Genomic DNA, 24,781 nt, shown 5'->3' on the forward strand with positions numbered 1-24,781 from the left:
TCCACGCCCACTTCGACGCCCACCTCACCGCCGACGGACAGACCGTGTTCGGGCCCACCGGCCGCCTCGAGAACGGCCAACGCCTCGCGCTCCTCGACCAGCTCCGATCCTGGTGCACCGACACACGGACCAAGATCACGATCAAACCCGTCATCGACCTCACCCAGCACCTGACCGCACCCGGGTATGCGATCCCCGACCGGATCCGCGAGCACGTCCTCCTCCGCGACACGACGTGCGTGTTCCCGTGGTGCACCCGACCCGCACGAGGCTGCGACATCGACCACATCACCGCCTACGACCATCAAGCCGACACCGAACACACGCCACAACCCGGGCCGACAGACACCCGCAACCTCGCGGCACTGTGCCGGTTCCACCACCGTCTCAAAACCCACACGGCCTGGCGCTACGAGATGACCGCACCCGGGACCTTCGTCTGGACCAGCCCCCACAGCCACCGCTTCCGACGCGACCGCACCGGAAGCAGCGCCCTTGACCCACCAGATGCACCGGGCCCCGCAACAGGACCTCGTCCTTCGTCAACCAACGACGGTGACGAACCACCCGAGCGACCATGACCCCGCCCCACACCCCGCCACCCACCGGTGACGGGGCAACAGGCACGCCTACCGGTCCCACGAGGCCCGCGAGCGCTCGCTTCACACCCTGCGGAAAGACCTGATCAGCCGGTCGGGCGATCGTCCACGCCGACCGGGTCTGCGAAGGCCTCTCGCGAGCTCCGGGCCGATGCGGCAAGGACGACGCCGAGCACCGCGAGCGTCAGACCCGGCCAGAGGTAGAAGTCCATCGAGGGCCGGTAGTCCAGGAGGTAGTCCTGCGAGAGGGTCCACGCCGAGAACAGCGCGGTCATGCCACCCACTGTCACGGCGGCAGTGACCCATGCGCGGGTGCAGGCAGCCACGATCGCCATGACCACGGCGGCCACCGTGATGCCGATCGCGGGGAGGTAGACGGTCAGGGCGGCGGCGAACGAGCCTCCACCCTCGAGGTCCAGCCGAGGATCCGGGGACGTCGGCGAGAGCCACAGGCCGACCATGACGAGCAACCACGCGACGAACGCCATGGCTGCCGCCAACCCTTGCGCCTCCCGGTCCCCCTTCACGACACCGACACTAGAGCAGACCCGACTGCGCCGCGTGGCGTCGTACGGCGTCGCTGTCGGCCGCCAGCACGAAGGGCACGTCGTGGTCCCACGCGTCGGTGACCTGCTCCACCCGCCCGTCGCCGGGATCGAGGCGCACCTCTCGGATGTACACCGCGATGATGCGGCGCGGGTGCTCGCGGACGATGTCGGCGTAGATCTCCGGGTCGCGCTCGCCGGAGTCGCCGATCAGGACGAACCGGAGGTCGGGGTGCAGCTCGAGCACCTCACGGATCCGGTCGTGCTTCTCCTCGCGGCCCGCCGTGGTGCCCAGCAGGTCGCGCAGGAGGACCGGTCCGGGTGGGAACCCGCGGTGGCGGAGGAACTCGATGATGAAGGCGTGGAGGTTCCACGGGCTCGACGAGACGTAGAAGACGGGGTTGGTGCCGTTCCTGCTGAGGTCGCGGTAGAGCTCGGGGGCGCCCGGGAAGGGCGTCCGGGTCAGGGCCGAGCCGGTGAACGTCTGCGCCACCATGGCGGCGACGCGTTGCACACCGGTCTCCAGGATGGTGTCGTCGATGTCGGAGATGATCCCGAAGTCGGCGTCGGGCCCGGGCACGTGGACGAAGAGCTCGGTGCGGTGGCCACGGGCGAGGCCGCGGTAGTCGCCGGCCAGCTCGACCGTGCCCGTGGTGGACGCGGTGAGCAGTGGACCGGCTGCCAGGCGGACCCGGAAGTATCCGTCCGCGTCGGTGACCACCGGCTCGTCGTGGCCGGCGACCTCGATCCGCAGCGGTACGTCAGGGAGCTCGTGTGTCCAGAACCCCCGCACCTGGCGGCGTACGGCAGCCCGCACCCCCTCCCCCTCGACCGCGCTCGACAGTGGCGGGTCGTCGACGACGCGGCCGCGCACCATCACCCCGGCACTCGACCCGTGGCCGCCGTAGGACTCGATGCGGAAGTGCTCAGGCGTCCGTCCGGTCCCACGCCTGGCCCGCGCGCCGTCGAAGGCGCGCTCGACCGCCGAGACCCAACGGCTCACTCCCACTCGATGGTGCCCGGCGGCTTGGAGGTGATGTCGAGGGTGACCCGGTTGACCTCGGCCACCTCGTTGGTGATGCGGGTCGAGATCCGCTCCATGACGTCGTAGGGCAGGCGGGCCCAGTCGGCGGTCATCGCGTCCTCGGACGTGACGGGGCGGATCACGACGGGGTGGCCGTAGGTGCGTCCGTCGCCCTGGACGCCGACCGAGCGCACGTCGGCGAGCAGCACGACCGGCATCTGCCAGATGTCCCTGTCGAGACCGGCCCGGGTGAGCTCCTGGCGGGCGATGGCGTCGGCGCGGCGCAGGATGTCGAGCCGGTCGGCGGTCACCTCGCCGATGATCCGGATGCCGAGCCCGGGGCCGGGGAACGGTTGGCGCCACACGATGTCGCCCGGGAGGCCCAGCTGCTCCCCGACAAGGCGGACCTCGTCCTTGAAGAGCGTGCGCAGCGGCTCGACCAGGGCGAACTCGAGGTCCTCCGGCAGGCCGCCGACGTTGTGGTGGGACTTGATGTTGGAGGTGCCGGCGCCGCCGCCCGACTCGACGACGTCGGGGTAGAGCGTGCCCTGCACGAGGAAGCCCACCTTCTCGCCCTGGTCGGCGGCCTCGCCGAGCACGGCGACCTCGGCGGCCTCGAAGGCGCGGATGAACTCGCGACCGATGATCTTGCGCTTCTCCTCGGGGTCGGTCACGCCCGACAGGGCGGCGAGGAAGGTCTCGCGCGCGTCGTAGACGTGGAGGTTCACCCCGGTCGCGGCGACGAAGTCGCGCTCCACCTGCTCGGCCTCGCCCTCGCGGAGCAGCCCGTGGTCGACGAAGACGCAGTGGAGCCGCTCGCCGATGGCGCGCTGCACGATGGCTGCCGCGACCGCGGAGTCGACGCCGCCGGAGAGGCCGCAGATGGCCAGCCCGGTGTCGCCGATCTGCTCGCGGACGCGCTCGATCTGCTCCTCGGCGATGTTGAGCATCGTCCAGGTCTGTCGGCAGCCGGCGATCTGGTGGAGGAAGTGCTCGAGCACCTTCTGGCCGTGCTCGGAGTGGAGGACCTCGGGGTGCCACTGCACGCCTGCGAGGCGGCGGTCGAGGTCCTCGAAGGCAGCCACGGGGGTGTCCTCGGTGGACGCGAGGACGGTGAAGCCCTCGGGCGCCTGGGCGACCGAGTCACCGTGCGACATCCACACCTTGTGCTCGGCGGGGATGCCTTCGAGGAGGGTGCCCGGCTCCGAGACCACGACCGGCGTACGTCCGTACTCGCGCGCGCCGGTGTGCGCGACCTCGCCGCCGAGGCCCTTCGCCATCAGCTGGAAGCCGTAGCACATGCCGAAGACCGGCACCCCGGCCGTGAAGACGCCCGTGTCGATGCCGGGGGCGCCGTCGGCGTAGACGCTGGAGGGCCCGCCGGACAGGATGATCGCCTTGGGGTGGCGCGCCAGCATGTCGGCCACCGGCATCGTGTGCGGCACGATCTCGGAGTAGACCCTCGCCTCGCGGACGCGCCGCGCGATGAGCTGGGCGTACTGGGCGCCGAAGTCGACGACGAGGACCAGGTCGTGCTCTGCAGGCTGCGTCACGCCGCGGAGTCTAACGGCTTCGCCTCGGCGCGAAATCGTCCCAGGGCCCGATCGGGGAGAGACGGTGGAGCATCGGGCCTTGGCCCGGTCACCACGCCCAAAATCGTCCCAGGGCCCGATCGGGGAGGGAGGGTGACCGGGCCCTGGGACTTGGCTCCCAGCGACTGATCAACAGTGCCGAGAAAGAGGGTTCCGGCCCTTGGGAGGGAGCATGACTGCCGGAGCCCTCACTCGACCCAACGCCCCTGACGGGCCGTGGTTACGGCCCTGGACAGACCAAAGTGGGAGCGATCGGGCCAGTTGTCCTCGGCCAGGTCAGCTGACGCCGACGATCGGCAGGCGCAGCGCTCCTGGCGCCGCCTCCGGCACGACCGGGTTCTTCGGCTCCACCGGCGCCAACCGGACGTACGCCGACCCCACCGCGGGACGGGGGTCGACCTCGCCCTTGTTGGGCCAGTGGGCCATCGCGCGCTCGGCCTGGGCGGTGATCGTCAGCGACGGGTTCACCCCGAGGTTGGCCGAGACGGTGGACCCGTCGACGACGTGCAGCCCGTCGTAGCCGTAGACCCGCTGGTAGGGATCGACGACCCCTGTCGTGGGTGAGTCGCCGATCGCGCAGCCGCCGATGAAGTGTGCGGTGAGCGGCATCCCGAGCGGCTCGCCGACGGCGCCGTAGGCCTGGCGCGCGCCCATGATCCGCGCCAGTCGGCGTACGGCGTCGTAGGCGGGAGCGATGTAGGTCGGGTTGGGGGCACCGTGGCCCTGGGTCGACGACATGTAGCCGACCCCGCCGCGCGTCCTCCAGACGGTGGTGATCGAGTTGTCGAGGGTCTGCATGACCAGCGCCACGACCGTGCGCCGCGACCAGGTGTTGAGCGAGTAGAGGTCGCGCAGGCCGTCGCGCTGGCGCCACAGCTCCTTGCCCCACGTGCGCCAGCGCTTCTCGCCGAGGACCTCGTCGACCAGCACCGTCGCCATCAGCGGCATCACGTTGCGGCCGCGGCCGTAGCGGACGGGCTCGACGTGGGTGTGCTCGTCGGGGTGGAAGCTGGAGGTGATCGCCACGCCGTCGGTCCAGTCGACGGCGTCGTCGTTGGCGGTCGCCCACAGGATCGCCTCGGAGTTCGTGCGGGTCAGCACGCCCAGCCGGTCGGAGATCTTCGGCAGCGAGCCCTCTGCCTTGAGCCGGTGGAGCAGTCGCTGGGTGCCGATCGCGGCGGCGGAGAAGACCACGTGGTCGGCGGTGAAGGTCTTCACGGCGCCCTTGCGCGACAGCTTGGCCTTGGTCCAGCGGGCCGTCACCTCGTAGCCGCCGCCGGGCCGCGGGCGTACGTCGGTGACCGTCGTCAGCGGGTGCACGACGGCGCCGTTCTGCTCGGCGAGGTAGAGGTAGTTCTTCACCAGGGTGTTCTTGGCGTTGTGCCGGCAACCGGTCATGCACGAGCCGCAGTTGATGCACGTCGCCCGTTCGGGACCTGCGCCGCCGAAGAACGGGTCGGCGACCGTCTCCCCCTCGGCCTGTCCCGGCTCGCCGAAGAAGACACCGACCGGGGTCGGGTGGAACGTGTCGCCGACACCCATCTCGTCGGCCACCTCCTTCATCGCCACGTCCGCGGGCGTGGTCCGGGCGTAGTCGGTCACGCCGAGCATCCGCCGGGCCTGGTCGTAGTAGGGCGCGAGCTCGGCCTTCCAGTCCGTGATGTGCGCCCACTGCGGGTCCTTGTAGAACGGCTCCGGCGGCTCGTAGAGGGTGTTGGCGTAGTTGAGCGAACCGCCGCCCACCCCGGCGCCGGCGAGGATGAAGCAGTCGCGCACGAGGTCGATGCGCTGGATGCCGTAGAGGCCGACCTCCGGGCGGAAGATGAAGCTCTTCACGTCACCGCCGTGCTCGGGCAGCTCGTCGTCGGAGAAGCGCGCGCCCGCCTCGAGCACACCGACCCGGTAGCCCTTCTCGGTCAGCCGCAGCGCCGTGACGGATCCGCCGAAGCCGGAGCCGATCACCAGGACGTCGTAGTGCCGGACGCGTGGGGTGGGACTCACGCTCGGCCCAGCTTGTTGAGCAGCCGCAGCGCGACGGTCATCACACGGGCGTTGGTCTCCTCCGACATGCCCAGCAGCGGCGCGATGGGCACCAGGCGCTGCGTCGCGACGGACTGCGCCTCGGTGTAGCGGCGGATGCCCTCCGCACCCTGCCGACGGCCCATGCCCGACTCGCGCATGCCGCCCATGGGCGCACCGAGCGAGCCGAAGGTCGCACCGTAGGCCTCGTTGACGTTGACCGTGCCGCACCTGATCCGGCGCGCGAGGGCGCGGCCGCGGGCGGCGTCACGGGTGTAGATCGAGGCGTTGAGCCCGTACGCCCCGTCGTTGGCGCGCTCGACGGCCTCGTCCTCGCTGTGGAACCGGTAGAGCGCGACGACCGGACCGAAGGTCTCCTCGCCGAAGCACTGCATGTCGGCCGAGACGCCCTCGAGGATCGTCGGTTCGTGGACGAACGGACCCAGGTCGGGGCGGGCCCGGCCGCCGGTGAGCACGTGGGCGCCCTTCGCCACGGCGTCCTGGACGTGGGCGGTGACCTTGTCGAGCTGTGCCTGTGAGACCAGCGACCCCATGTCGACGCTCCAGTCGTGGCTGGCGCCGAGGGTCATCGCCTGCGTGCGCGAGACGAACGCGTCCACGAAGCGGTCGTAGACCTGGTCGGCGACGAAGAGACGTTCGGTCGAGACGCAGAGCTGGCCGGCGTTGGAGAAGACACCGCGTACGGCGCCCTCCGCCGCGCGGTGCACGTCGGCGTCGCGCAGGACGAGCATCGGGTTCTTGCCGCCGAGCTCCAGCGAGCAGCCGATGAGCCGGTCGGCGCACTGACGCGCGATGAGCCTGCCGGTCGCGGTCGAGCCGGTGAAGCAGACGTAGTCGGCGGCGGCGGTGATCGCGCCGCCGATCTCGGGGCCCGGGCCGGCGACGACCTGCCAGACCTCGGGCGGGAAGCCGGCCTCGTCGAGCAGCTGGACGGCGAGCAGCGCCGTCAGCATCGTCTGGGAGTCCGGCTTGGCGACGACCGCGTTGCCTGCGAGGAGAGCGGGGATGCCGTCGCACAGCGCCATGCTGAGCGGATAGTTCCAGGGCGAGATGATCCCGACGACGCCCTGGGGGACGCGGTGGACCTCGGCCCTCGTCAGCACCGGGAACATGCCCCCGACGCGGTGGGGGTCGAGGTGCTCGTGGGCGGTGCGGGCGTAGTAGCGCGCGGTCAGCGCGAGGTGGGCGACCTCGAGGTAGGCGTCCTTGCGGGCCTTGCCCGACTCCCACACGACGAGGTCGATGAGCTCGTCCTGGCGGTCGAGCAGCAGGTCGTGCAGCCGCAGCAGCGCGGCCGCGCGCTGGTCGAGCGACGTGGCCGCCCACGCCACCTGCGCCCGGCGCGCCCGCGCGAACGCCTCGGCCACGTCGGCCGGGCTCGACTGCGGGATGTGCGCGAGCGGTGCGCGACCGATCGGCGAGGAGACGGCGTGCGTCTCACCGTTCGTGCTCAGCACGCGGCGCGTCAGGCTGGCGACGTACGAGCGGTCGAGGGCGTAGGTCGCGGTGCTGTCGTGCTCGGGGTCCGCAGGACCGTCGGTGATCGGGCCTGAGGCGGGACTCTGCTCACTCATCCGTGCAGCGTAGGTCGCGCTCGGACGCCGTGCCACGGATCGGTCACGTCATCCCGGCATTTGACACTGTTGTGACATTTGTCAAGCCGGGGCTAGACGATGTCGGGTGCCTTGACCCGCGCCTCGTCGGCCTCCTGGTCGGTCGGCATCAGCTGGCTCAGCCGCTCCGCCTCGACCCGGCGCAGGTAGTGGTCGACCTCGTCCTCGACCTGCGCGGCGTCCCAGCCCAGCGCCCCGCCCATCAGCTCGGCGGCAGGGCGGGCTGCGGTGATGCCGCGGTCGAAGGTCTCGATCGACACGCGCGTCCGGCGGGCCAGCACGTCGTCGAGGTGCCGGGCCCCCTCGTGGGTGACGGCATAGAGCACCTCGGCCCGCAGGTAGTGCTCGGCGCCCGCGAGCGGCTCGCCGAGCGCGAGCTCGGGGCGGGCGGCGATGAGAGCGAGGACCTCGTCGACCAGGCCGCCGTAGCGGCCCAGGAGGTGGTCGACCACGCCGACGTCGAGCCCCGACGACCGGCTGATCGACACGCGCTGGTTGGTGCGGGCCTCGTGGCCCCACGCACCCATCAGGGGGACGCGGTCGGTGATGGAGGCGGGCGTGGCGTCGAAGTCACGGATCGCGTGGTCGACCGCGTCCTTCGCCATGATCCGGTAGGTCGTCAGCTTGCCGCCGGCGACCAGCACGAGGCCGGGCACCGGGTTGGCGACCGTGTGCTCGCGGGAGAGCTTGGTGGTCTCCCCCATCTCGCCCTCCTTGCGCATCGGCTTGAGCAGCGGCCGCAGCCCCGCCCAGACGCCGATCACGTCGCGGTGGTCGAGCGGGTCCTTGAGGAGCCGGTTGACGTGCCCGAGGAGGTAGTCGATGTCGGTCTTGCTGGCTGCGGGGTGCGCGAGGTCGAAGTCCCAGGCGGTGTCGGTCGTCCCGATGATCCAGAACTGGTCCCACGGGATCACGAAGAGCACGGACTTCTCGGTCTTGGTGATGAAGCCGCACTCGGAGCGGATCCGGTCCTTGGGCACGACGAGGTGGATGCCCTTGCTGGCGTCGACGTCGAGCTGCGCCTGCCCACCGATCAGGTCCTGGACCTCGTCGGTCCACACACCGGCGGCGTTGATGACGACCTTCGCGCGGATCTCGAGGTCGCGCTGGCCCTCGAGGTCGCGAGCGGTGACGCCGACGACGCGCGCCGCCTGCCCGGAGCCGGTCGAGGGGTCGCGGAGGAAGCCGGTGACCTTGGTGCGGGTCGCGACGTGGGCGCCGTTGTTGGCGGCGGTGCGGGCGATGGTCATGACCAGCCGCGCGTCGTCGACCTGGCAGTCGTAGTAGCGGATCGCGCCGTGCAGCTTGTCAGTCCGGATGTCCGGTGCCATCCGCGCGAGCTGCTTGCGGAAGATGTGCTTGTGCTTGGGCACGCCCATGTCGTACTTGCCCGTCATCGCCATGCCGTCGTAGAGCGCGACGCCGGCGCCGACGTAGGGGCGCTCCCAGGCGTGCTCGAGCGGGTAGAGGAACGGCACGGGTCGTACGAGGTGGGGCGCGAGCCGCGTCAGCAGCAGGCCGCGCTCCTCCAGCGCCTCCTTGACCAGCGCGAAGTCGAACATCTCGAGGTAGCGCAGTCCGCCGTGGACCAGCTTCGACGAGCGCGAGGAGGTGCCGGAGGCGAGGTCGCGCTGCTCGACGAGGCCGACCTTGAGACCGCGGGTCACGGCGTCGAGCGCCGCACCCACGCCGACGATGCCGCCGCCGACGACGAGCACGTCGAGCTCGCCCTCGGCGAGGTGCGTGAGTGCGTCGGCGCGCTGGTCGGCGTCGAGGGCCCTGGCGAGGGTCATGGGGTGCTCATGTCTGGACCACGACCTCGATGCGCTGGAACTCCTTGAGCTCGGTGTAGCCCGTGGTGGCCATCGCGCGGCGCAGGGCGCCGATGAGGTTCATCGTGCCGTCGGCCGTGCGCGAGGGGCCGAACATGATCTCCTCCAGCGAGCCGACCGCGTCGAACTGCACGCGCTGGCCGCGCGGGAGCTCGGCGTGCGTGGCCTCGCTCCCCCAGTGGAACCCGCGGCCGGGGGCCTCGCTCGCGCGGGCGAGCGGCGAGCCGATCATCACGGCGTCGGCGCCGCAGGCCACCGCCTTGGCGATGTCTCCCGAGCTGCCGATCGAGCCGTCGGCGATGACGTGGACGTAGCGGCCGCCCGACTCGTCGAGGTAGTCGCGGCGGGCCGCAGCGACGTCCGCCACCGCGCTCGCCATCGGCACGGCGACGCCGAGGACGGTGCGGGTGGTGTGGGCCGCTCCGCCACCGAAGCCGACCAGCACGCCGGCCGCGCCGGTGCGCATCAGGTGCAGCGCGGCCTGGTAGGTCGCGCAGCCACCCACGATCACCGGGACGTCGAGCTCGTAGATGAACTCCTTGAGGTTGAGCGGCTCGGCGTTGCTGCTCACGTGCTCGGCGCTGACGGTGGTGCCGCGGATCACGAACATGTCGACGCCCGCGTCGACGACGGCCTTGACGTGCTCCTTGGTGCGCTGCGGCGACAGCGAGCCGGCCACGGTCACGCCGGCGGCACGCACCTCCTTGAGCCGGGCCGTGATCAGCTCGGGCTTGATCGGCTCGGTGTAGATCTCCTGCATCCGGCGGGTGGCGTCGGCTCCCTGGAGGCCCGCGACCTCCTCGAGCAGGCCGGTCGGGTCGTCGTACCGCGTCCAGAGGCCCTCGAGGTTGAGCACCCCCAGCCCGCCCATCTGGCCCAGCGCGATCGCGGTCGAGGGGGACATGACGGAGTCCATCGGGGCGGCGAGCACCGGGATGTCGAAGCGGTAGGCGTCGATCTGCCAGGCCGTGCTGACCTCCTCGGGGTCGCGCGTGCGCCGCGAGGGCACGATCGCGATGTCGTCGAAGGAGTAGGCGCGGCGACCGCGCTTGGCACGGCCAATCTCGATCTCGGTCACGGTGTGCAGCCTATCGGCCGGTCCCCGTGGTCCACGTCTCGGCAACAGGTTCGGCAAACCGCGTACACGCGGGCCACGCCGTCCCTACCGTCGTCACGTGGGGAACACAGGCATCATCGCGCGCGCTCTCGCAGCCGCCTGCATCGCAGCGGGGCTGCTGGGCGTGTCCGCGCCCGCGGCGCAGGCCGCCGACGACTACCCGTGGGCGTGGCAGGGCCAGTGCCCGATCGTCCCGCAGGAGCCGATCGAGGAGCCCACCCCCACCCCGACGCCGACACCGAGCCCCACCCCGCCCAAGCCGGGCGAGAAGGAGGCGCCGGTCGTCGAGCCGCCCCCGCCCCCGCCGCCCCCGCCGCCCGTGCTCGACCCCGTCTCGGGTCACCTCTACGACCCGCGCGGGCCCAAGCCGGTCTGCGAGAGCCGGGTCTGGTCGATCAACGGCTCGATCGGCGACTCGTGGGGCTTCGTGCTGCGCAACTGCACGAGCTTCGTGGCCTGGCGGCTGCAGGAGCGCAACCGGATGGCCGGTTTCGCCAACGACTTCGGCGGCGAGCACTGGGGCAACGCGGAGAACTGGGACGACGTCGCGCGTCGACTCGGCTACCGCGTGGACGGCGTCCCCGCCATCGGCGCCGTCGCGCAGTCCGACAACGGCCGGGTCGGCCACGTCGCCTGGGTGAGTGCGATCGGTCCGGGCACGGTGACGATCGAGGAGTACAACCACGCGACCCCCGGCGGCTACGGCAGCCGTGCGGTCCCGGTCGGCGACTTCCGGTACCTCCACCTCGACGACGTCGCCCCCTCCCCGCTCATCGGGTCGGACCGCCCGGTCGTGTCGGTGCCCGACGGGCTCGGGGAGTCGTGGACCGCCCGCGTCGACGACCGCGGCACGCTCCGACTCGCCCGCCCCGGACGTCCGGCACGGACCGTCGGTCCGCGCGGGACCTTCTCGTCGCTGGTGGCGCCCGCACTGGTCCTCGACCGCCGTGGCCTCCCCTGGGTGGCCGCGACCACCCGGACCGGTCGGGTCCTCGCCGGCACCCTCCGCGGCACAGGCACCGGCGTACGCCTCCGCGACGTCGGCACCTCGGCCGTCACCGCCAGCCCCGCACTCGCCCTGTCCCGCACCGGGCGCCCGGTGCTGGCCGCGACCTCCTCCGCCGGCACGCTCGTCACCCGACGCTTCACCGAGGCCGGACGCTGGAGCCGTGCGGCCCGGGTCGGAGAGCCCCTGTCGTGGGCCACGCACACCGCTCCCGTGCTGGGACCCGATGACGCCGGTCGGACCGTGCTCGTCGCGGTGACGGCCCGGGGTGCGACGTTCGCCCAGACCCTCGAGCGGGGGCGCCTGCGACGCCTGCCCGGCGACCGCGCCTCCACGACCTCGACCCCCGCGCTGAGCCTGGCGTCGGACGGGACCACCCGCCTGCACCAGGTCACCGCTGCCGGTCGGCTGCGCGTGACGCGCCTGGTCGGTCGCCGCTGGAGCCGAGCCGAGACCATCGACGGGGACTGGTCGCCGTACGCCTCACCGGCGGTGGGCGCCGTCGGCGGCCGCCTGCACGTCGCCGCCGTCGCCCGCAGCGGCGCCCTGCTCGTCCGGGCCGCGGTTCCCGGGGAGAAGTCCCAGCTGCCGGGCACGATCCGCTCCTCCGGCGACGCCACCCGGTCCCCCGGACTCGTCACGCGCAGCAACGCCGGCCTCTTCGTGGTGGCCGACCGTGGTCGTACGGCTCACGCCCGGCTGCTGACCAGGCCGACCTGGGCCGTCACCGGCGTCACCGCGCCGACGCGGGCCGGCTTCACACCCTGAGGGATCAGGATCCGGAGTAGTTGGGCGCCTCGACGGTCATCTGCACGCCGTGGGGGTGGCTCTCCTTGAGCGAGGCCGACGTGATCCGGACGAAGCGGCCCTTGTCCTGGAGCTCGGGGATGGTGCGGGCTCCGACGTAGAACATCGACTGGTTGAGCCCGCCCACGAGCTGGTGGGCGACCGCGGAGAGCGGACCGCGGTAGGCGACCTGGCCCTCGATGCCCTCCGGCACGATCTTGTCGTCGCTGGTGACCTCGGCCTGGAAGTAGCGGTCCTTGGAGTAGGACTTCTTGCCGCGGCTGCTCATCGCGGCGAGCGAGCCCATGCCGCGGTAGGACTTGAACTGCTTGCCGTTGACGAAGACGACCTCGCCCGGCGACTCCTCGCAGCCGGCCAGCATCGAGCCGACCATCACCGCGTCGGCGCCCGCGACGAGCGCCTTGGCGATCTCGCCGGAGTGCTTCATGCCACCGTCGGCGATGAGCGGCACGCCGGCGGGCTTCGTCGCCAGCGACGCCTCGTAGACCGCGGTCACCTGGGGCACGCCCACGCCGGTGACGACGCGGGTCGTGCAGATCGAGCCCGGACCGACGCCGACCTTGACCGCGTCGGCGCCGGCGTCGACGAACGCCTGCGCGCCCTCGCGGGTCGCGACGTTGCCGCCGATGACCTGCACGTGACGCGTGCTCGGGTCGGTCTTGAGCCGGCGGACCATGTCGAGCAGCAGGTGCACGTGGCCGTGCGCGGTGTCGGCGACGAGCACGTCGACACCGGCCTCGACCAGCGTGGTCGCGCGCTCCCAGGCGTCACCGAAGTAGCCGATGGCCGCACCGACGAGCAGCCGGCCGTCACCGTCGTACGACGCGTGCGGGAACTGCTCGCCCTTGACGAAGTCCTTCACCGTGATGAGGCCGCCGAGGCGCCCGTGGTCGTCGATCAGCGGGAGCCGCTCGCGCTTGTGGGCCCGCAGCAGCGACGTGGCCTCCTCGCGGGAGATGCCGATGGGGCCGGTGATCAGGCCCTCGCTGGTCATCACCTCGGTCACCTTGGTGGTGGCCCACTCGGCGACGGGCGTGAAGCGCAGGTCGCGGTTGGTGATGATGCCGAGCAGCCGGTTGTCGAGGTCGACCACGGGCAGGCCGGAGACGCGGTACTCGCCACAGATGCGGTCGAGCTCCTCGAGCGTCGCGTCGGGGCCGATCGTCACCGGGTTGGAGATGATGCCGGTCTGGGTGCGCTTGACGAGGTCGACCTGGCGGGCCTGGTCCTCGATCGAGAGGTTGCGGTGCAGGACGCCGATGCCGCCCTCGCGTGCCATGGCGATCGCCATCCGCGACTCGGTGACGGTGTCCATCGCAGCGCTGATCAGCGGGACCCGCACCGAGATCTCGCGGGTCAGCCGCGTCGTGGTGTCGATGTCGCTGGGCGCGAGGTCCGACTCCCCCGGCAGCAGCAGCACGTCGTCGTAGGTGAGGCCCAGCGCAGCGAACTTCTCGGGGATCTCCACGGCGCCATTCTAGGCGGCGCCGCGGACCGTCTCACCCCCGTACCGCCATGAAGTCGCGCACAGGCACGCGCACGTGCAGCTCGGCACCGGAGATCTTCATCCGGCCCCGCATCCCCGACCCGAGCACCATGGGCAGCACCGAGCGGTTGTCGGCGGTCGTCACCAGGCTCATCTCGTCGTCGCCCAGGGCCGCGGAGACCCGTGCGGCCTCCTTGAGCAGCCGGGTGCCGAGACCCTGGCGGCGCCAGCCGGGGTCGACCTCCAGCTCCAGGTGGCGGGCGGCGTCGACGGCCTGCTCGTCCAGCACGGCGCGGCCGACGACGACCGCGCCGACGACGGCCGTGACGACGAAGCCGGCAGTGACCAGCTCGGGCGCGCGTGCCGAGCCCGGGTCGGGTGCGACGCGAGCGGCGTACGACGCGTCGCGACGCAGCACGTCGGTCACCAGCCCGGCCATGCTCGCGCCGCGGGTGTGCTCGGTCGCGGTGAAGGGCGTCGTGCGGTGGACCTGGACCACGACGTCCCCGACGGCGAGGTCCATGGTGTCGGCGGGCCGACCCTCGATCGGGTCCGCCTCGGCGTCGAGCAGTCGGGCCACGATCTCGGGGAAGCGGGCCGGGTCGCCCAGGATGGTGCGCGCCGCCTCGACGTGGCGGGTCGCCTGGTCGAGCAGCACGCCCTCCTGGGTGCGGTGGGCGTCGATGAACTCGGCCCCGGCGGAGTCGGCCAGCGCGCGGAGGTCGTCCTCGGTCCAGCCGTCGGGTGACTCCACCACCAGCTCGTCGGTCACCGACTCGATGCCGGGGAACACCTGCATCCCGACGATGTTGACGCCGGCCTCGCCGCAGCGCTGCGCCACCACCGACAAGCTGCCCGGCCGGTCCGCCAGGCTGATCCGCATCTTCCACAGCATGGTGGCACTGTGCCCCGGCGGCGTTGCGGGCCCGGTCCCTGCTCGTTTCGGCCACGTGAACTCGTGCGTGGCCCGCCCTGAGACAGTGTCGCCATGGCCGGGAACCCGACAGCACTGGGTCGCGTGGTGTGGATCGCCGCCGCGGCCGCGTTCGTCGCCCGCTTCCCCGGCCTGCTCTGGCCCCTGCGACCTGACGAGGCCGGGTTCCTCCTGGTGGCACGGTCCTGGCACCCCGAGCCCGACTCGGTGTACGGCCACTACTTCGTGGATCGGCCGCCGCCGATCATCTGGCTGATGCAGGCCACCGACGCGATCGGTGGCGCCTACACCCACCGCGTGGTCGGGGCCGTCGGCTGCGTCCTGCTGGTGCTGGCCAGTGCCGCAGCAGCGCGCGAGATGGCCCGCCGGGCCGGCATCGTGGACCCGGCCGTCGTACGCCGGGTGGCCGGCTGGGTCGCCGTCGGCACCGCCGCCCTGGTCAGCAACGCCCAGATCGACCCGGTGGCCGCCAAGGGCGAGCTGTTCGGCATCCCGTTGGTGATGGGCTCCTGCTGGCTGGCGCTACGAGCCGTACGACGCGTGTCGGCCGCCGACGCGTTCTGGGCGGGACTGCTGGCGATGTCCGCGGTCGGCTTCAAGCAGAGCATCGTGGGCGGGCTGGTCTTCGGGGCCGTCCTGCTCGTCGGGTCGGCGACGGCCCGGCAGGTGCCCTGGCGTGCAGCCCTGCGCTGTGCCGCGGGAGCGGTGGCCGGCGCCGCGGTCCCGGTGCTGGTCATCGTGGGGTGGGCGCTCGTGGTCGGCGTACGGCTGGAGGCGCTCTGGTACACCTCGGTCTCGTTCCGCTCCGACGCCAACCGGACCATCGCCCTGCAGAGCGCGGAGGGTGCGACCAGCAGGATCTCCGTGCTGCTGCTCGTGTTCGTGGGCGTCGGGATGCTGTTCCTCCTCGCGTGCTTCGTCGCCCGCCTGCCCGCGCTGCTGCGGCTCGACGCGGTGCCGGTCGTCGCGATCACGGCGATGCTGGCGGTGGACCTCGTCGCCGTGGCCGTCAGCGGCAGCTACTGGATGCCCTACCTGTTCGTGCCCATCCCCGCACTGGCGCTGGCCCTGGCCGGACTGATGTCACACGCCCAGCTGGACCGCCGCTGGCACCTCGTGACGCCCGCGGCAGTGGCCTTCGCGGTGGCCTCGAGCGTCATCGCGCTCGTCGGCTGGACCAGCTCGTGGGTCGTCGGGCGCGTCCCGGTGGAGGTGCGGACCGGCGAGGCGATCGCCGCCTCCGCGCGTCCCGGCGACCGGGTCATGGTCTACGGCGGCCGGGCGGACATCCAGTGGGCCAGCCGTGCCGGGTCGCCGTATCCCCACCTGTGGTCCCTGCCGATGCGCACGCTCGATCCCGAGCTGGAGGACCTGGGCGCGGTGCTCACCGGCAGCAACCCGCCGACGTGGTTCGTCGAGGCGACCTACATCAACACGTGGAGCGAGCTCGGCACCCGGCCGATCGAGGGCTCCCTGATCCGGAAGTACGAGTTCATCCGGACCGCCTGCGGCCGCTACCGCGTCTACCGCCTCAACTCCGTCGACGAGATCGACATCGACGTCGACTGCCGTACCCCCTGGCGGACCATCTGGGGCGAGTGATGCGACAGGCCCGCACCGGGAACCGGTGCGGGCCTGTCGGGTGGAGCAGGTCGATCAGTGGCCGTGGCCGTGCCCGTGGCCGCCGCCGGCAGCAGCCGGCTCGTCGTCCTCGGGCTTCTCGACGATCAGCGTCTCGGTGGTGAGCAGCATCGCGGCGATGGAGGTCGCGTTGACGAGCGCCGAGCGGGTGACCTTGACCGGGTCGAGGACGCCCTGGGCGACCAGGTCGCCGTAGGTGTCGGTCGCGGCGTTGTAGCCGTTGCCGACGCCGAGCTCGCGGACCTTGGCGGTCACGACGTAGCCGTTGACGCCACCGTTCTCGGCGATCCAGCGCAGCGGCTCGTCGGCCGCCTTGCGGACCACGCGCACGCCGGCAGCCTCGTCGCCGGTGAGGCCGAGGTTGTCGTCGAGCACCGAGACGGCGTGGATGAGAGCGGAGCCACCGCCGGGGACGATGCCCTCCTCGATCGCGGCGCGCGTCGCGGAGACGGCGTCCTCGATGCGGTGCTTCTTCTCCTTGAGCTCCACCTCGGTGGCGGCGCCGACCTTGATCACGCAGACACCGCCGGCGAGCTTGGCGAGGCGCTCCTGGAGCTTCTCGCGGTCCCAGTCGGAGTCGGTGTTCTCGATCTCGGCCTTGATCTGGTTGACGCGACCCTCGACAGCAGAGCTGTCGCCGGCGCCGTCGACGATCGTGGTGTTGTCCTTGGTGATGACCACGCGACGGGCCTGGCCGAGCACCTCGAGGCCGACCTGGTCGAGCTTGAGCCCGACCTCGGGGGCGACGACCTGCGCGCCGGTCAGCGTCGCGATGTCCTGCATCATCGCCTTGCGGCGGTCACCGAAGGCCGGGGCCTTGACGGCGGCGACGTTGAAGGTGCCACGGATCTTGTTGACGACCAGGGTCGAGAGCGCCTCGCCGTCGACGTCCTCGGCGAGGATGAAGAGCGGCTTGCCGGTCCCGATGACCTTCTCGAGGACCGGGAGGAGCTCCTGGATCGAGGAGATCTTGCCCTGGTGGAGAAGGATGTAGGGGTCGTCGAGGACGGCCTCCATCGACTCGGGGTCGGTGACGAAGTAGGCCGACACGTAGCCCTTGTCGAACTGCATGCCCTCGGTGAACTCGAGCTCGGTGCCCATGGTGTTGGACTCCTCGACCGTGATCACGCCGTCCTTGCCGACCTTGTCGAAGGCCTCGGCGAGCAGGTCGCCGATGACGCTGTCGCGGCTCGAGATCGTGGCGACGGACGCCATGTCCTCGCGGGACTCGACCTCGCGGGCGGCCTCGCGCAGCGCGTCGCCGACGGCCTCGGCCGCAGCGTCCATGCCGCGCTTGAGGCCCATCGGGTTGGCGCCGGCCGCGACGGCACGGAGGCCCTCGTGGACCATGGCCTGGGCCAGCACCGTGGCGGTGGTGGTGCCGTCACCAGCGATGTCGTTGGTCTTGGTGGCCACCTCCTTGGTGAGCTGGGCACCGAGGTTCTCGAAGGGGTCGTCGAGCTCGATCTCACGGGCGACGGTGACACCGTCGTTGGTGATGGTCGGCGCGCCCCACTTCTTGTCGAGGACGACGTAGCGGCCCTTGGGGCCGAGCGTCACCTTGACGGCGTTGGCGAGGGCGTCGACGCCGCGCTCGAGGGCGCGGCGGGCGTTCTCGTCGAACTCCAGGATCTTGGGCATTGCTGTGCTCCTCTAAAGATGTTCAGGGCCGGACGTGCACGGATCCCGGCTGGCACGGGGCCAGCCGGGATGCCAGGTGCGTCAGCCGACGACCGCGAGGATGTCGCGGGCCGAGAGAATCAGGTATTCCTCGCCGGCGTACTTGACCTCGGTGCCGCCGTACTTGCTGTAGATGACCTTGTCGCCGACGGCGACGTCGAGCGGGACGCGGTTGCCGTTGTCGTCGACACGACCGGGACCGATCGCCACGACCTCGCCCTCCTGGGGCTTCTCCTTGGCGGTGTCCGGGATGACCAGGCCGGAGGCCGTGGTCTGCTCGGCTTCGAGCGTCTGGACGACGATGCGGTCCTCGAGGGGCTTGATGTTGACCGACACTTCGGATCAACCTCCACTTTCTCTGCACGAGATTCTTCAGGAGCCCGGAATCAGTTGGCCCGGGCTCCCAGGACAGGGGTTCGTGGACCGGCGGCACGCCGTCGCGGGGGTCGTGCCAGGCTCACGAGCGTTGGCATTCTCAGGGTGAGAGTGCCAGAACAGACGCTAGCACTCTCACCAACCGAGTGCTAGCGGCGGCTAGTGTGCGTGCGTGGAGATCGAGACGCTGGACTGGTTGCGCACGTCCGAGGGCGAGCGGCTCCTGGAGGGGGCGGCGCTGGCCTGGGCCGAGCACGCCGGCGACCCGGTGCGGGTGGCGAGTGCCGTACGCCGACTCGAGCCCGATGCCGAGAAGGCAGCCGCTGCGACCACCCAGGCCCAGCTGCGCGAGAAGGCCGTCGTGAAGTTCGGCGATGCGGCCCACCTGATGTTCTTCACCCCCGACGCCCTCGAGCAGGCCACCCGCTCGCGCGTCGCCGACCACCGCGCGGCGCGGCTGGCCGCGGCGATCCCCGGCGGCAGCGTCATCGACCTCGGCTGCGGCATCGGCGGGGACCTGCTGGCGTTCGCCCGCGCCGGCCTGGTCGCGGCCGGGATCGACCAGGACCCCGTGCGGGTGTCGATGGCCGAGGCCAACCTCGCCGCCCTCGGGCTGGCCGGAGCCGTGCTGGCCGGCGACGCGACCACCATCGACACGAGCGGCTTCGACGCCGCCTTCGCGGACCCCGCGCGGCGCGGCGGCCGCGGAAGGGTCTTCGACGTGGACGGGTGGACCCCGCCCTGGCCGTGGGTGCTCGACCTGCTCACCCGGCGGTCGTTGGTCAAGGTCGCGCCCGGGATCGGCCACGACCTCGTCCCACGGCGCGTCGAGGCGGAGTGGGTGAGCGACGGCGGCGAGGTCAAGGAGGCCGTGCTGTGGTCGCCCGACCTGTCCACCACTGATCGGCGCGCGACGGTGATCGGCCACGGTGGGCTCGCCACGGTGACCGACGAGGACGCTCCTGCGCTCGGCGAGGACGGCGTCGAGGTCCGTCCCGTCGGCGCCTTCCTCTACGAGCCCGACGGCGCCGTGATCCGCGCCGGCCTCGTGACGGCCGTGGCCGCCGGCGTCCGGGGTGGTCTCATCGACGAGCACATCGCCTACGTCACGGGCGACAACTCCTTCAGCACTCCCTTCGCCCGGGGCTACCGGATCCTCGAGGAGCTCCCCTACCGCGAGAAGCCGCTCAGGGCTGCGCTGCAGGAGCGCCGGATCGGCCGGCTGACGATCAAGAAGCGGGGCGTCCAGGTGGTGCCCGAGGAGCTGCGCAAGCGACTGTCCCTCAAGGGTGACAACGAGGGGACGCTCGTGATGACGCGCGTGGCCGGTCAGGGCACGGCCCTGCTGGTGCAGCCGTTCTAGCGATCGGTGCTAGCAGCCGGTCCGCGCGACGCCGGCGACCTTGACCGGAAGCCGTCCGGGGGCAGGCGCCTCACCCAGCAGCACCTGGACGAGCACGTCCATCGCGCCGGGGGTGTCGCCGTACGTCGCGATCCGGGTCGGGGCACTGACCCGGCCCAGCACCCACGGGCTGTCGGTCGCGACCGCGACCTCGCCGTCGACCGGGGCGTCGTGGAAGCCGGAGAACCCCACGGACGTTCCGCCCGCGAGACGGGCGTCCTCGCGATCCGTCCACACGCCGAGGCGCCGCAGACGGATCGCCTCGGACTTCTTCCACGTCCGCGTGCGCTGCTTGAAGGCGCGCTTGCCCTCCTTCGGGCGCCGCTCCGGACGGGGGCGCGCGTCGGCGAGCCGGGCCGGGGGCGAGCGTCGGAGCAGCACCGTCAGCCCGGACCTGCCTGCCGCCGACGTGAACGCACCGACCGCGCCGGTGTCACCGTAGGCGTGGACCGCGTCCCCGACGAGCCGGCCCGAGCAGCTCCCGTCGGTGACGGTGATCGCGGCCGCGGAGAGCCTTCGTGAGGCGGGGCGGGCCGAGCCGACCGGTGCTCCCCGGCCACCGGCGAGATGGGTGAGCAACGCGATCTGTCGCGCGGCCGACTGCTCGAGCCGGCGCCGGGGCAGGGCTCCTGTCCTGACGGCTCGCACCAGCGCTGCACGGGCGGCCGCCGGCGAGGGCGGCATCAGCAGCACGTCGGACCCGGCGCGGATCGCCTGCACCGCGGTCCGGCCCTGGTCACGACCGCGGGTGACTCCGGCCATGGCGAGCGAGTCGGTCACGACCAGGCCCTCGAACCCGAGCTCGTCGCGCAACATCCCGGTCACGACCTTGCGGGAGAGCGAGGAGGGGACGCGCGGGTCGATGGCGCGTACGTCGAGATGGCCGACCATCACTGCCGGCAGTCCGGCCTCGACAGCCGCGCGGAACGGCACGAGGTCGGACGCGTCGAGGTCCTTGCGCGACTTCGTCTGCACCGGGAGCGTCAGGTGGCTGTCCGCCGGCACCGACCCGTGACCGGGGAAGTGCTTGATCACGGGCAGCACGCCGGAGTCGGTGAACCCCGTGGCCGCCGCGATCACCTGCTCGGCCACGGCAGCTGGACTCGAGGACGGCGAGCGCGACCCGATCGTGGGGTCCCCCGGTCCGGACGTGACGTCGGCATCCGGCGCGAAGTCGACGGTGAACCCGAGTCCACGCAGCTCCTCGGCACTGGCGCCGTACGCCGCTCGGGTGAGGGCAGTGTCGCCCGCCGCACCGGCGCTCATGAAGGTCGGGAAGCGGGTCGCCACGCGGCGCATGCGCTCGACCACGCCGCCTTCCTGGTCGACGCCGAGGAAGAGCGGCCACTTCCGACCCACCTGCCGCGTCAGCGCCGTGTTGACCGCCTTCACCTGAGCCGCGGAGACGACGTTGGAGTCGAAGGCGATGACCCCGCCGAGGTGGAGCTCGCGGACCAGCCGCACCGGCGCCGCCGTACCGCGCCACTCGGCGACGATGACCTGCCCCGCCAGGTCCGGGAGCCGCATCCTCCCGACGGTCCGGGCCGCGCGTTCGAGCTCGGCACGGTCCGGCCCCCACCCCTCGACCAGGCCCAGCTCCTCCGACGGCGTGGGCGGCACGGTCGGCGAGCTGCTCGTCGCCGCCCGCGCGGCAGCGCCCTCGTCGTCGGCGGGCTCGCCCCCGCCCCCGCCGTCACACGCGCTCAGCGAGGCCATGAGCGCAACGGTCGCCACGAATGCCACGCCACGGGCTCGGAGCTCCGTCGGCGGGCGGGTGGACACCGGCCTCGCTCGCACCCCGCCATGGTGGCACGCCGACGACGACCCACCCACCTCCACGAAGGCCGGCGCTGGTCACGTGGCTCGCTGAGGCCGTCCCGGGTCGCCCTGGTGCGCCGTAGTACGCGTCAGCGGCCGTGGCGATCCGGTCTTCGCCACGGCCAGTCCGCTGCGAGCCATGCCGCGACTGCCTCCGCCAAGGGCACGTCGAGCCCCGCCACGTCGGCCCGTACCCACGACTGCACCTCCACGTCGTGCTCGGCGGAGTGCGAGGGATAGAGGTACACGCACCCGATCACTTCCGCGCTCCCCGGTGCGAGCACGGTGAAGGTGAACCCCCTGCGTGCCTGGAAGTCAGCCACGTGCCGCACGAGGTCTGCGCGGTTCTCCTCGAGAGACATGCCGTCGACCGGCGGCCACCTGCCGTCCGGGTAGCCGGGCGTCGCGCGGATGTGGTCGATGCTCGAGCACCACGCAGCCAGGTCTGACTCATTGTGCTGAGGACCCAGAGGTTCGAGCCGGAAGCGCTCGGCCACCAGCGAGACCGGCGGTTCGAATCCAACCGGGACGAAGGGGGCAGGTGCCGTAGGGGCAGGCGTCATCGCTCACACGCTAACCGCTCCGGGACTTGCCCCTGAGTCTCTGAGCGACTCACGCCCCAACGCGGCTGGCGGAGAGCCCCCGGTCGGGCCCTTGCCCTTGAGTCTCTGAGCGACTCAAGGGCGAGTACGCGAGAGGCAGGCGAGCAGGCCCTGTGAACCAAGGTCGCCGGTTGTCGGTGGGCGCGGGTGGACTGGAACGGACGACCACACACGGCGCGAGACGGAGGCAGGCGGATGGATGCGGAGTTCGACTGGATGGAGATGGACGGGTGGACCGATGCGGAGGTGGAGTACTACCTGATGGGGCCGTTCGACGGCGGGATCCCCGGACTCGTACGCCGCATCAGACGCATCCTCAACGTGTCCCAGCGCGGCCTCGCAGCGGTCCTTGACGTCTCGCAGTCGGTCGTCGCCCGGTGGGAGACCGGGCGTACGAGTCCGCGCGCTGACGTCATCCAGGGCCTCCTCGTGCTGGCCGGCTTGCGCGCGTCGTTCCACAGCGACGACTCCGGTGAGGAGGTGGAGCCGATGCGCGACGACGGTGCCCGCGACCGGGCGGGGCGCCGCTTCCCGGCTCACGTGGACCTGACCGTCACAGGGTGGTGGTGCCCGCGCAGCGCCGAGTGCACGGCCGACGTCCTCGCCTGGCGTACGCGATCACGCGCCAGGCGGGATCCGGCGATCAGGTTCCACACGTCGCTCAAGAGGCTCTACCGGCTGATGTACGGCACGCCCGACGACCATCCCGCGCACCACCAGCTCGTCGCTGAGGCCGTGCACCTCGACGACCGCCGGGAGCAGCGGCGGAGGCAGATCCTCGCGGAGCAACCTTGGCTCCGTCCCCCGCCCGGCTGGCTCGCGGCCTGAGCACACGACCGCACCCGGCGCCGCCGGCCGCATCCGTCCGCCCGTCCGTCAGACGGTGGCCCGCTCGGCGCCGATCGTGGTGTCGGGTCCGTGGCCCGTGTGGACGACGGTGTCGTCCGGGAGGTCGAACAGCTTCGAGCGGATCGACCGCACGATGAGGTCCGCGTCGCTGTAGGAGCGACCCGTCGCTCCGGGTCCACCCTGGAACAGGGTGTCCCCGGTGAAGACGCAGCCCAGGTCGTGGACGTAGAGGCACACCGCACCGGGCGCGTGGCCGGGCGTGTGGATCACCGTGACGGCGGCACCGCCAATCGTGAGCGTCATCCCTTCGGAGAGGTCGACGTCCCACAGCTCGGCGCCCTCCTCGTCCCCACCGTGCGTCAGCTCCCAGAGCGGCCGGTCGTCGGGGTGCAGCAGGATCGGCGCGCCGGTGGCGACCCTCAGCGCCGGCGCGACACGTACGTGGTCGTCGTGGGCGTGCGTGCACACGATCGCCTTGACGGCGCGACCTGCGACCACGTCGAGGATGGCGTCCACGTCGTGCGGGGCGTCGATGACCAGGCACTGCTCGTCGTCACCGATGACCCACACGTTGTTGTCGACGTCGTGGGTCTCCCCGTCCAGGGTGAAGGTGCCGGAGACCACCGCGTGGTCGACGCGGGCGCTCACAGAATCACGACCGAGCGCAGGACCGTGCCGTCGTGCATCTTGTCGAAGGCTGCCTCGACGTCGCCGAGACCGATCTCCTCGGTGACGAAGGCATCGAGGTCGAGCCGACCCTGCTGGTAGAGGTCGACGAGCATCGGGAAGTCGCGCGAGGGCAGGCAGTCGCCGTACCAGCTCGACTTGAGCGACCCGCCGCGACCGAACACGTCGATCAGCGGGATCTCGGGGATCGTCATGTCGGGGGTCGGTACGCCGACCAGGACCACCGTGCCGGCCAGGTCGCGGGCGTAGAACGCCTGCTTCCAGGTCTCCGGGCGGCCGACTGCGTCGATCACCACGTCGGCGCCGCCCTCGTGACCGGTGCCGTCCGGCGGCGGGGTCAGCTCGCGGATCGCGGCGACCGGGTCGGTCTCCTTCGAGTTCACCGTGTGGGTGGCACCCATCGAGCGGGCGAGCTCGAGCTTGCGGTCGTCGATGTCGACGGCGATGATCCGCGACGCGCCGGCGAGGGCAGCGCCGGCGATCGCCGCCGCGCCCACTCCCCCGCACCCGATCACTGCAACCGTGCTTCCCCGGCCGACGTTGCCGGTGTTGATGGCGGCGCCGAGTCCGGCCATCACACCGCAGCCAAGCAGCCCGACGGCAGCCGCACGCGCGGTCGGGTCGACCTTCGTGCACTGCCCGGCCGCGACCAGGGTCTTCTCGGCGAAGGCGCCGATGCCGAGGGCCGGCGACAGCTCCGTGCCGGCCAGCTCGCCCTCGGCGAGGGTCATCTTCTGGGTCGCGTTGTGGGTCGCGAAGCAGTACTGCGGCTCGCCGCGGTTGCAGGCCCGGCAGTCGCCGCAGACCGCGCGCCAGTTGAGGACGACGAAGTCGCCGGGGGCCACGCTCGTCACGTCGGGGCCGACGGCCTCGACGATGCCCGCGGCCTCGTGCCCGAGCAGGAACGGGAACTCGTCGTTGATCCCGCCCTCGCGGTAGTGGAGGTCGGTGTGGCACACCCCGCAGGCCTGCACCTGCACCAGCGCCTCCCCCGGACCGGGGTCGGGGACGTTGATGGTGGTGAGCTGCACGGGCTCACCCTGGGCGAGGGCGACCACGGCCTTGACCTGCTGCATCGATGTCTCCTGACGTCGGGGGGTGCGAGGAGCCTTGCAACGTCGACCAAACAGAT

The 24,781-nt window shown here is 71.8% G+C and carries 20 protein-coding genes; 5 read left to right on the plus strand and 15 right to left on the minus strand.

Annotation, left to right across the window (positions count from 1 at the left end; genetic code table 11):
- Positions 1–581, plus strand: a 581-nt coding sequence (locus BM127_RS22540) for an HNH endonuclease signature motif containing protein (protein WP_217642316.1), incomplete at its 5' end; no start/stop codon positions are given.
- A gap of 104 nt (positions 582–685) precedes the next feature.
- On the opposite strand, the gene BM127_RS09835 is transcribed toward BM127_RS22540, so the two are convergent.
- The 7 genes from BM127_RS09835 to BM127_RS09865 form a co-directional block, all read right to left on the minus strand.
- Complete coding sequence (locus BM127_RS09835) at positions 686–1,126, minus strand: hypothetical protein (RefSeq protein WP_139227705.1); 441 nt, start codon at positions 1,124–1,126, stop codon at positions 686–688.
- A 10-nt stretch (positions 1,127–1,136) separates the two neighbouring features.
- A complete protein-coding gene (locus tag BM127_RS09840) occupies positions 1,137–2,147 on the minus strand; it encodes an App1 family protein (protein WP_091198037.1) in 1,011 nt (336 codons plus the stop codon).
- The gene (guaA, locus tag BM127_RS09845) at positions 2,144–3,721 is read right to left on the minus strand and encodes a glutamine-hydrolyzing GMP synthase (protein ID WP_091198040.1); all 1,578 of its coding nucleotides are present in this window, start codon (positions 3,719–3,721) and stop codon (positions 2,144–2,146) included. The genes BM127_RS09840 and guaA overlap by 4 nt, the downstream gene beginning before the upstream one ends.
- A gap of 315 nt (positions 3,722–4,036) precedes the next feature.
- Positions 4,037–5,761 (minus strand): GMC oxidoreductase, encoded by a 1,725-nt coding sequence (locus BM127_RS09850; RefSeq protein ID WP_091198043.1) that lies wholly within the window; start codon positions 5,759–5,761, stop codon positions 4,037–4,039.
- Positions 5,758–7,374 (minus strand): succinic semialdehyde dehydrogenase, encoded by a 1,617-nt coding sequence (locus BM127_RS09855; protein WP_091198715.1) that lies wholly within the window; start codon positions 7,372–7,374, stop codon positions 5,758–5,760. Before BM127_RS09855 ends, BM127_RS09850 begins: the two co-directional genes overlap by 4 nt.
- 92 nt (positions 7,375–7,466) lie before the next feature.
- Positions 7,467–9,206 (minus strand): glycerol-3-phosphate dehydrogenase/oxidase, encoded by a 1,740-nt coding sequence (locus tag BM127_RS09860; protein WP_091198046.1) that lies wholly within the window; start codon positions 9,204–9,206, stop codon positions 7,467–7,469.
- A gap of 7 nt (positions 9,207–9,213) precedes the next feature.
- A complete protein-coding gene (locus tag BM127_RS09865; protein WP_091198050.1) occupies positions 9,214–10,323 on the minus strand; it encodes a GuaB3 family IMP dehydrogenase-related protein in 1,110 nt (369 codons plus the stop codon).
- A gap of 97 nt (positions 10,324–10,420) precedes the next feature.
- On the opposite strand from BM127_RS09865, the gene BM127_RS23005 reads away from it, so the two are divergent.
- Positions 10,421–12,136, plus strand: coding sequence for a CHAP domain-containing protein (locus BM127_RS23005; RefSeq protein ID WP_091198053.1), 1,716 nt, complete (start codon positions 10,421–10,423; stop codon positions 12,134–12,136).
- A gap of 4 nt (positions 12,137–12,140) precedes the next feature.
- On the opposite strand, the gene guaB is transcribed toward BM127_RS23005, so the two are convergent.
- The gene (guaB, locus tag BM127_RS09875) at positions 12,141–13,643 is read right to left on the minus strand and encodes an IMP dehydrogenase (protein WP_091198057.1); all 1,503 of its coding nucleotides are present in this window, start codon (positions 13,641–13,643) and stop codon (positions 12,141–12,143) included.
- 31 nt (positions 13,644–13,674) lie between these two features.
- Positions 13,675–14,556 (minus strand): GNAT family N-acetyltransferase, encoded by an 882-nt coding sequence (locus BM127_RS09880; protein ID WP_091198060.1) that lies wholly within the window; start codon positions 14,554–14,556, stop codon positions 13,675–13,677.
- Between the two features lie 93 nt (positions 14,557–14,649).
- Between BM127_RS09880 and BM127_RS09885 the strand changes: the two genes are divergently transcribed.
- A complete protein-coding gene (locus BM127_RS09885; protein WP_091198063.1) occupies positions 14,650–16,197 on the plus strand; it encodes a hypothetical protein in 1,548 nt (515 codons plus the stop codon).
- Between the two features lie 54 nt (positions 16,198–16,251).
- On the opposite strand, the gene groL is transcribed toward BM127_RS09885, so the two are convergent.
- Both groL and groES read right to left on the minus strand, forming a co-directional pair.
- Entirely contained in the window at positions 16,252–17,877 is a 1,626-nt protein-coding gene (gene groL / locus BM127_RS09890) for a chaperonin GroEL (protein ID WP_091198065.1), read from the minus strand.
- 81 nt (positions 17,878–17,958) lie between these two features.
- Positions 17,959–18,252, minus strand: a complete 294-nt coding sequence (gene groES / locus BM127_RS09895) for a co-chaperone GroES (RefSeq protein WP_091198068.1) — start codon at positions 18,250–18,252, stop codon at positions 17,959–17,961.
- Positions 18,253–18,463: 211 nt separating this feature from the next.
- On the opposite strand from groES, the gene BM127_RS09900 reads away from it, so the two are divergent.
- Positions 18,464–19,654 carry a class I SAM-dependent methyltransferase gene (locus BM127_RS09900; RefSeq protein WP_091198072.1) on the plus strand — a complete coding sequence of 397 codons (1,191 nt, stop codon included), beginning with the start codon at positions 18,464–18,466 and terminating at the stop codon, positions 19,652–19,654.
- Positions 19,655–19,663: 9 nt separating this feature from the next.
- Here BM127_RS09900 and BM127_RS09905 read toward each other — a convergent pair whose 3' ends face one another.
- Both BM127_RS09905 and BM127_RS09910 read right to left on the minus strand, forming a co-directional pair.
- The gene (locus tag BM127_RS09905) at positions 19,664–21,409 is read right to left on the minus strand and encodes a glycoside hydrolase family 3 protein (RefSeq protein WP_139227706.1); all 1,746 of its coding nucleotides are present in this window, start codon (positions 21,407–21,409) and stop codon (positions 19,664–19,666) included.
- Between the two features lie 191 nt (positions 21,410–21,600).
- Positions 21,601–22,074, minus strand: coding sequence for a GNAT family N-acetyltransferase (locus tag BM127_RS09910; protein WP_091198078.1), 474 nt, complete (start codon positions 22,072–22,074; stop codon positions 21,601–21,603).
- 234 nt (positions 22,075–22,308) lie between these two features.
- On the opposite strand from BM127_RS09910, the gene BM127_RS09915 reads away from it, so the two are divergent.
- Complete coding sequence (locus tag BM127_RS09915; RefSeq protein ID WP_091198080.1) at positions 22,309–22,941, plus strand: helix-turn-helix domain-containing protein; 633 nt, start codon at positions 22,309–22,311, stop codon at positions 22,939–22,941.
- A 48-nt stretch (positions 22,942–22,989) separates the two neighbouring features.
- Here BM127_RS09915 and BM127_RS09920 read toward each other — a convergent pair whose 3' ends face one another.
- Together BM127_RS09920 and BM127_RS09925 are read right to left on the minus strand one after the other, a co-directional pair.
- Positions 22,990–23,610: an MBL fold metallo-hydrolase gene (locus BM127_RS09920; protein WP_091198083.1), complete on the minus strand. Its 621-nt coding sequence runs from the start codon at positions 23,608–23,610 to the stop codon at positions 22,990–22,992.
- Entirely contained in the window at positions 23,607–24,725 is a 1,119-nt protein-coding gene (locus BM127_RS09925; RefSeq protein ID WP_091198086.1) for an S-(hydroxymethyl)mycothiol dehydrogenase, read from the minus strand. The genes BM127_RS09920 and BM127_RS09925 overlap by 4 nt, the downstream gene beginning before the upstream one ends.
- Between the last annotated feature and the right edge of the window lie 56 nt (positions 24,726–24,781).

The sequence above is a fragment of the Nocardioides alpinus genome, from assembly GCF_900112035.1.
In the GTDB taxonomy this organism is placed as follows: domain Bacteria; phylum Actinomycetota; class Actinomycetes; order Propionibacteriales; family Nocardioidaceae; genus Nocardioides; species Nocardioides alpinus.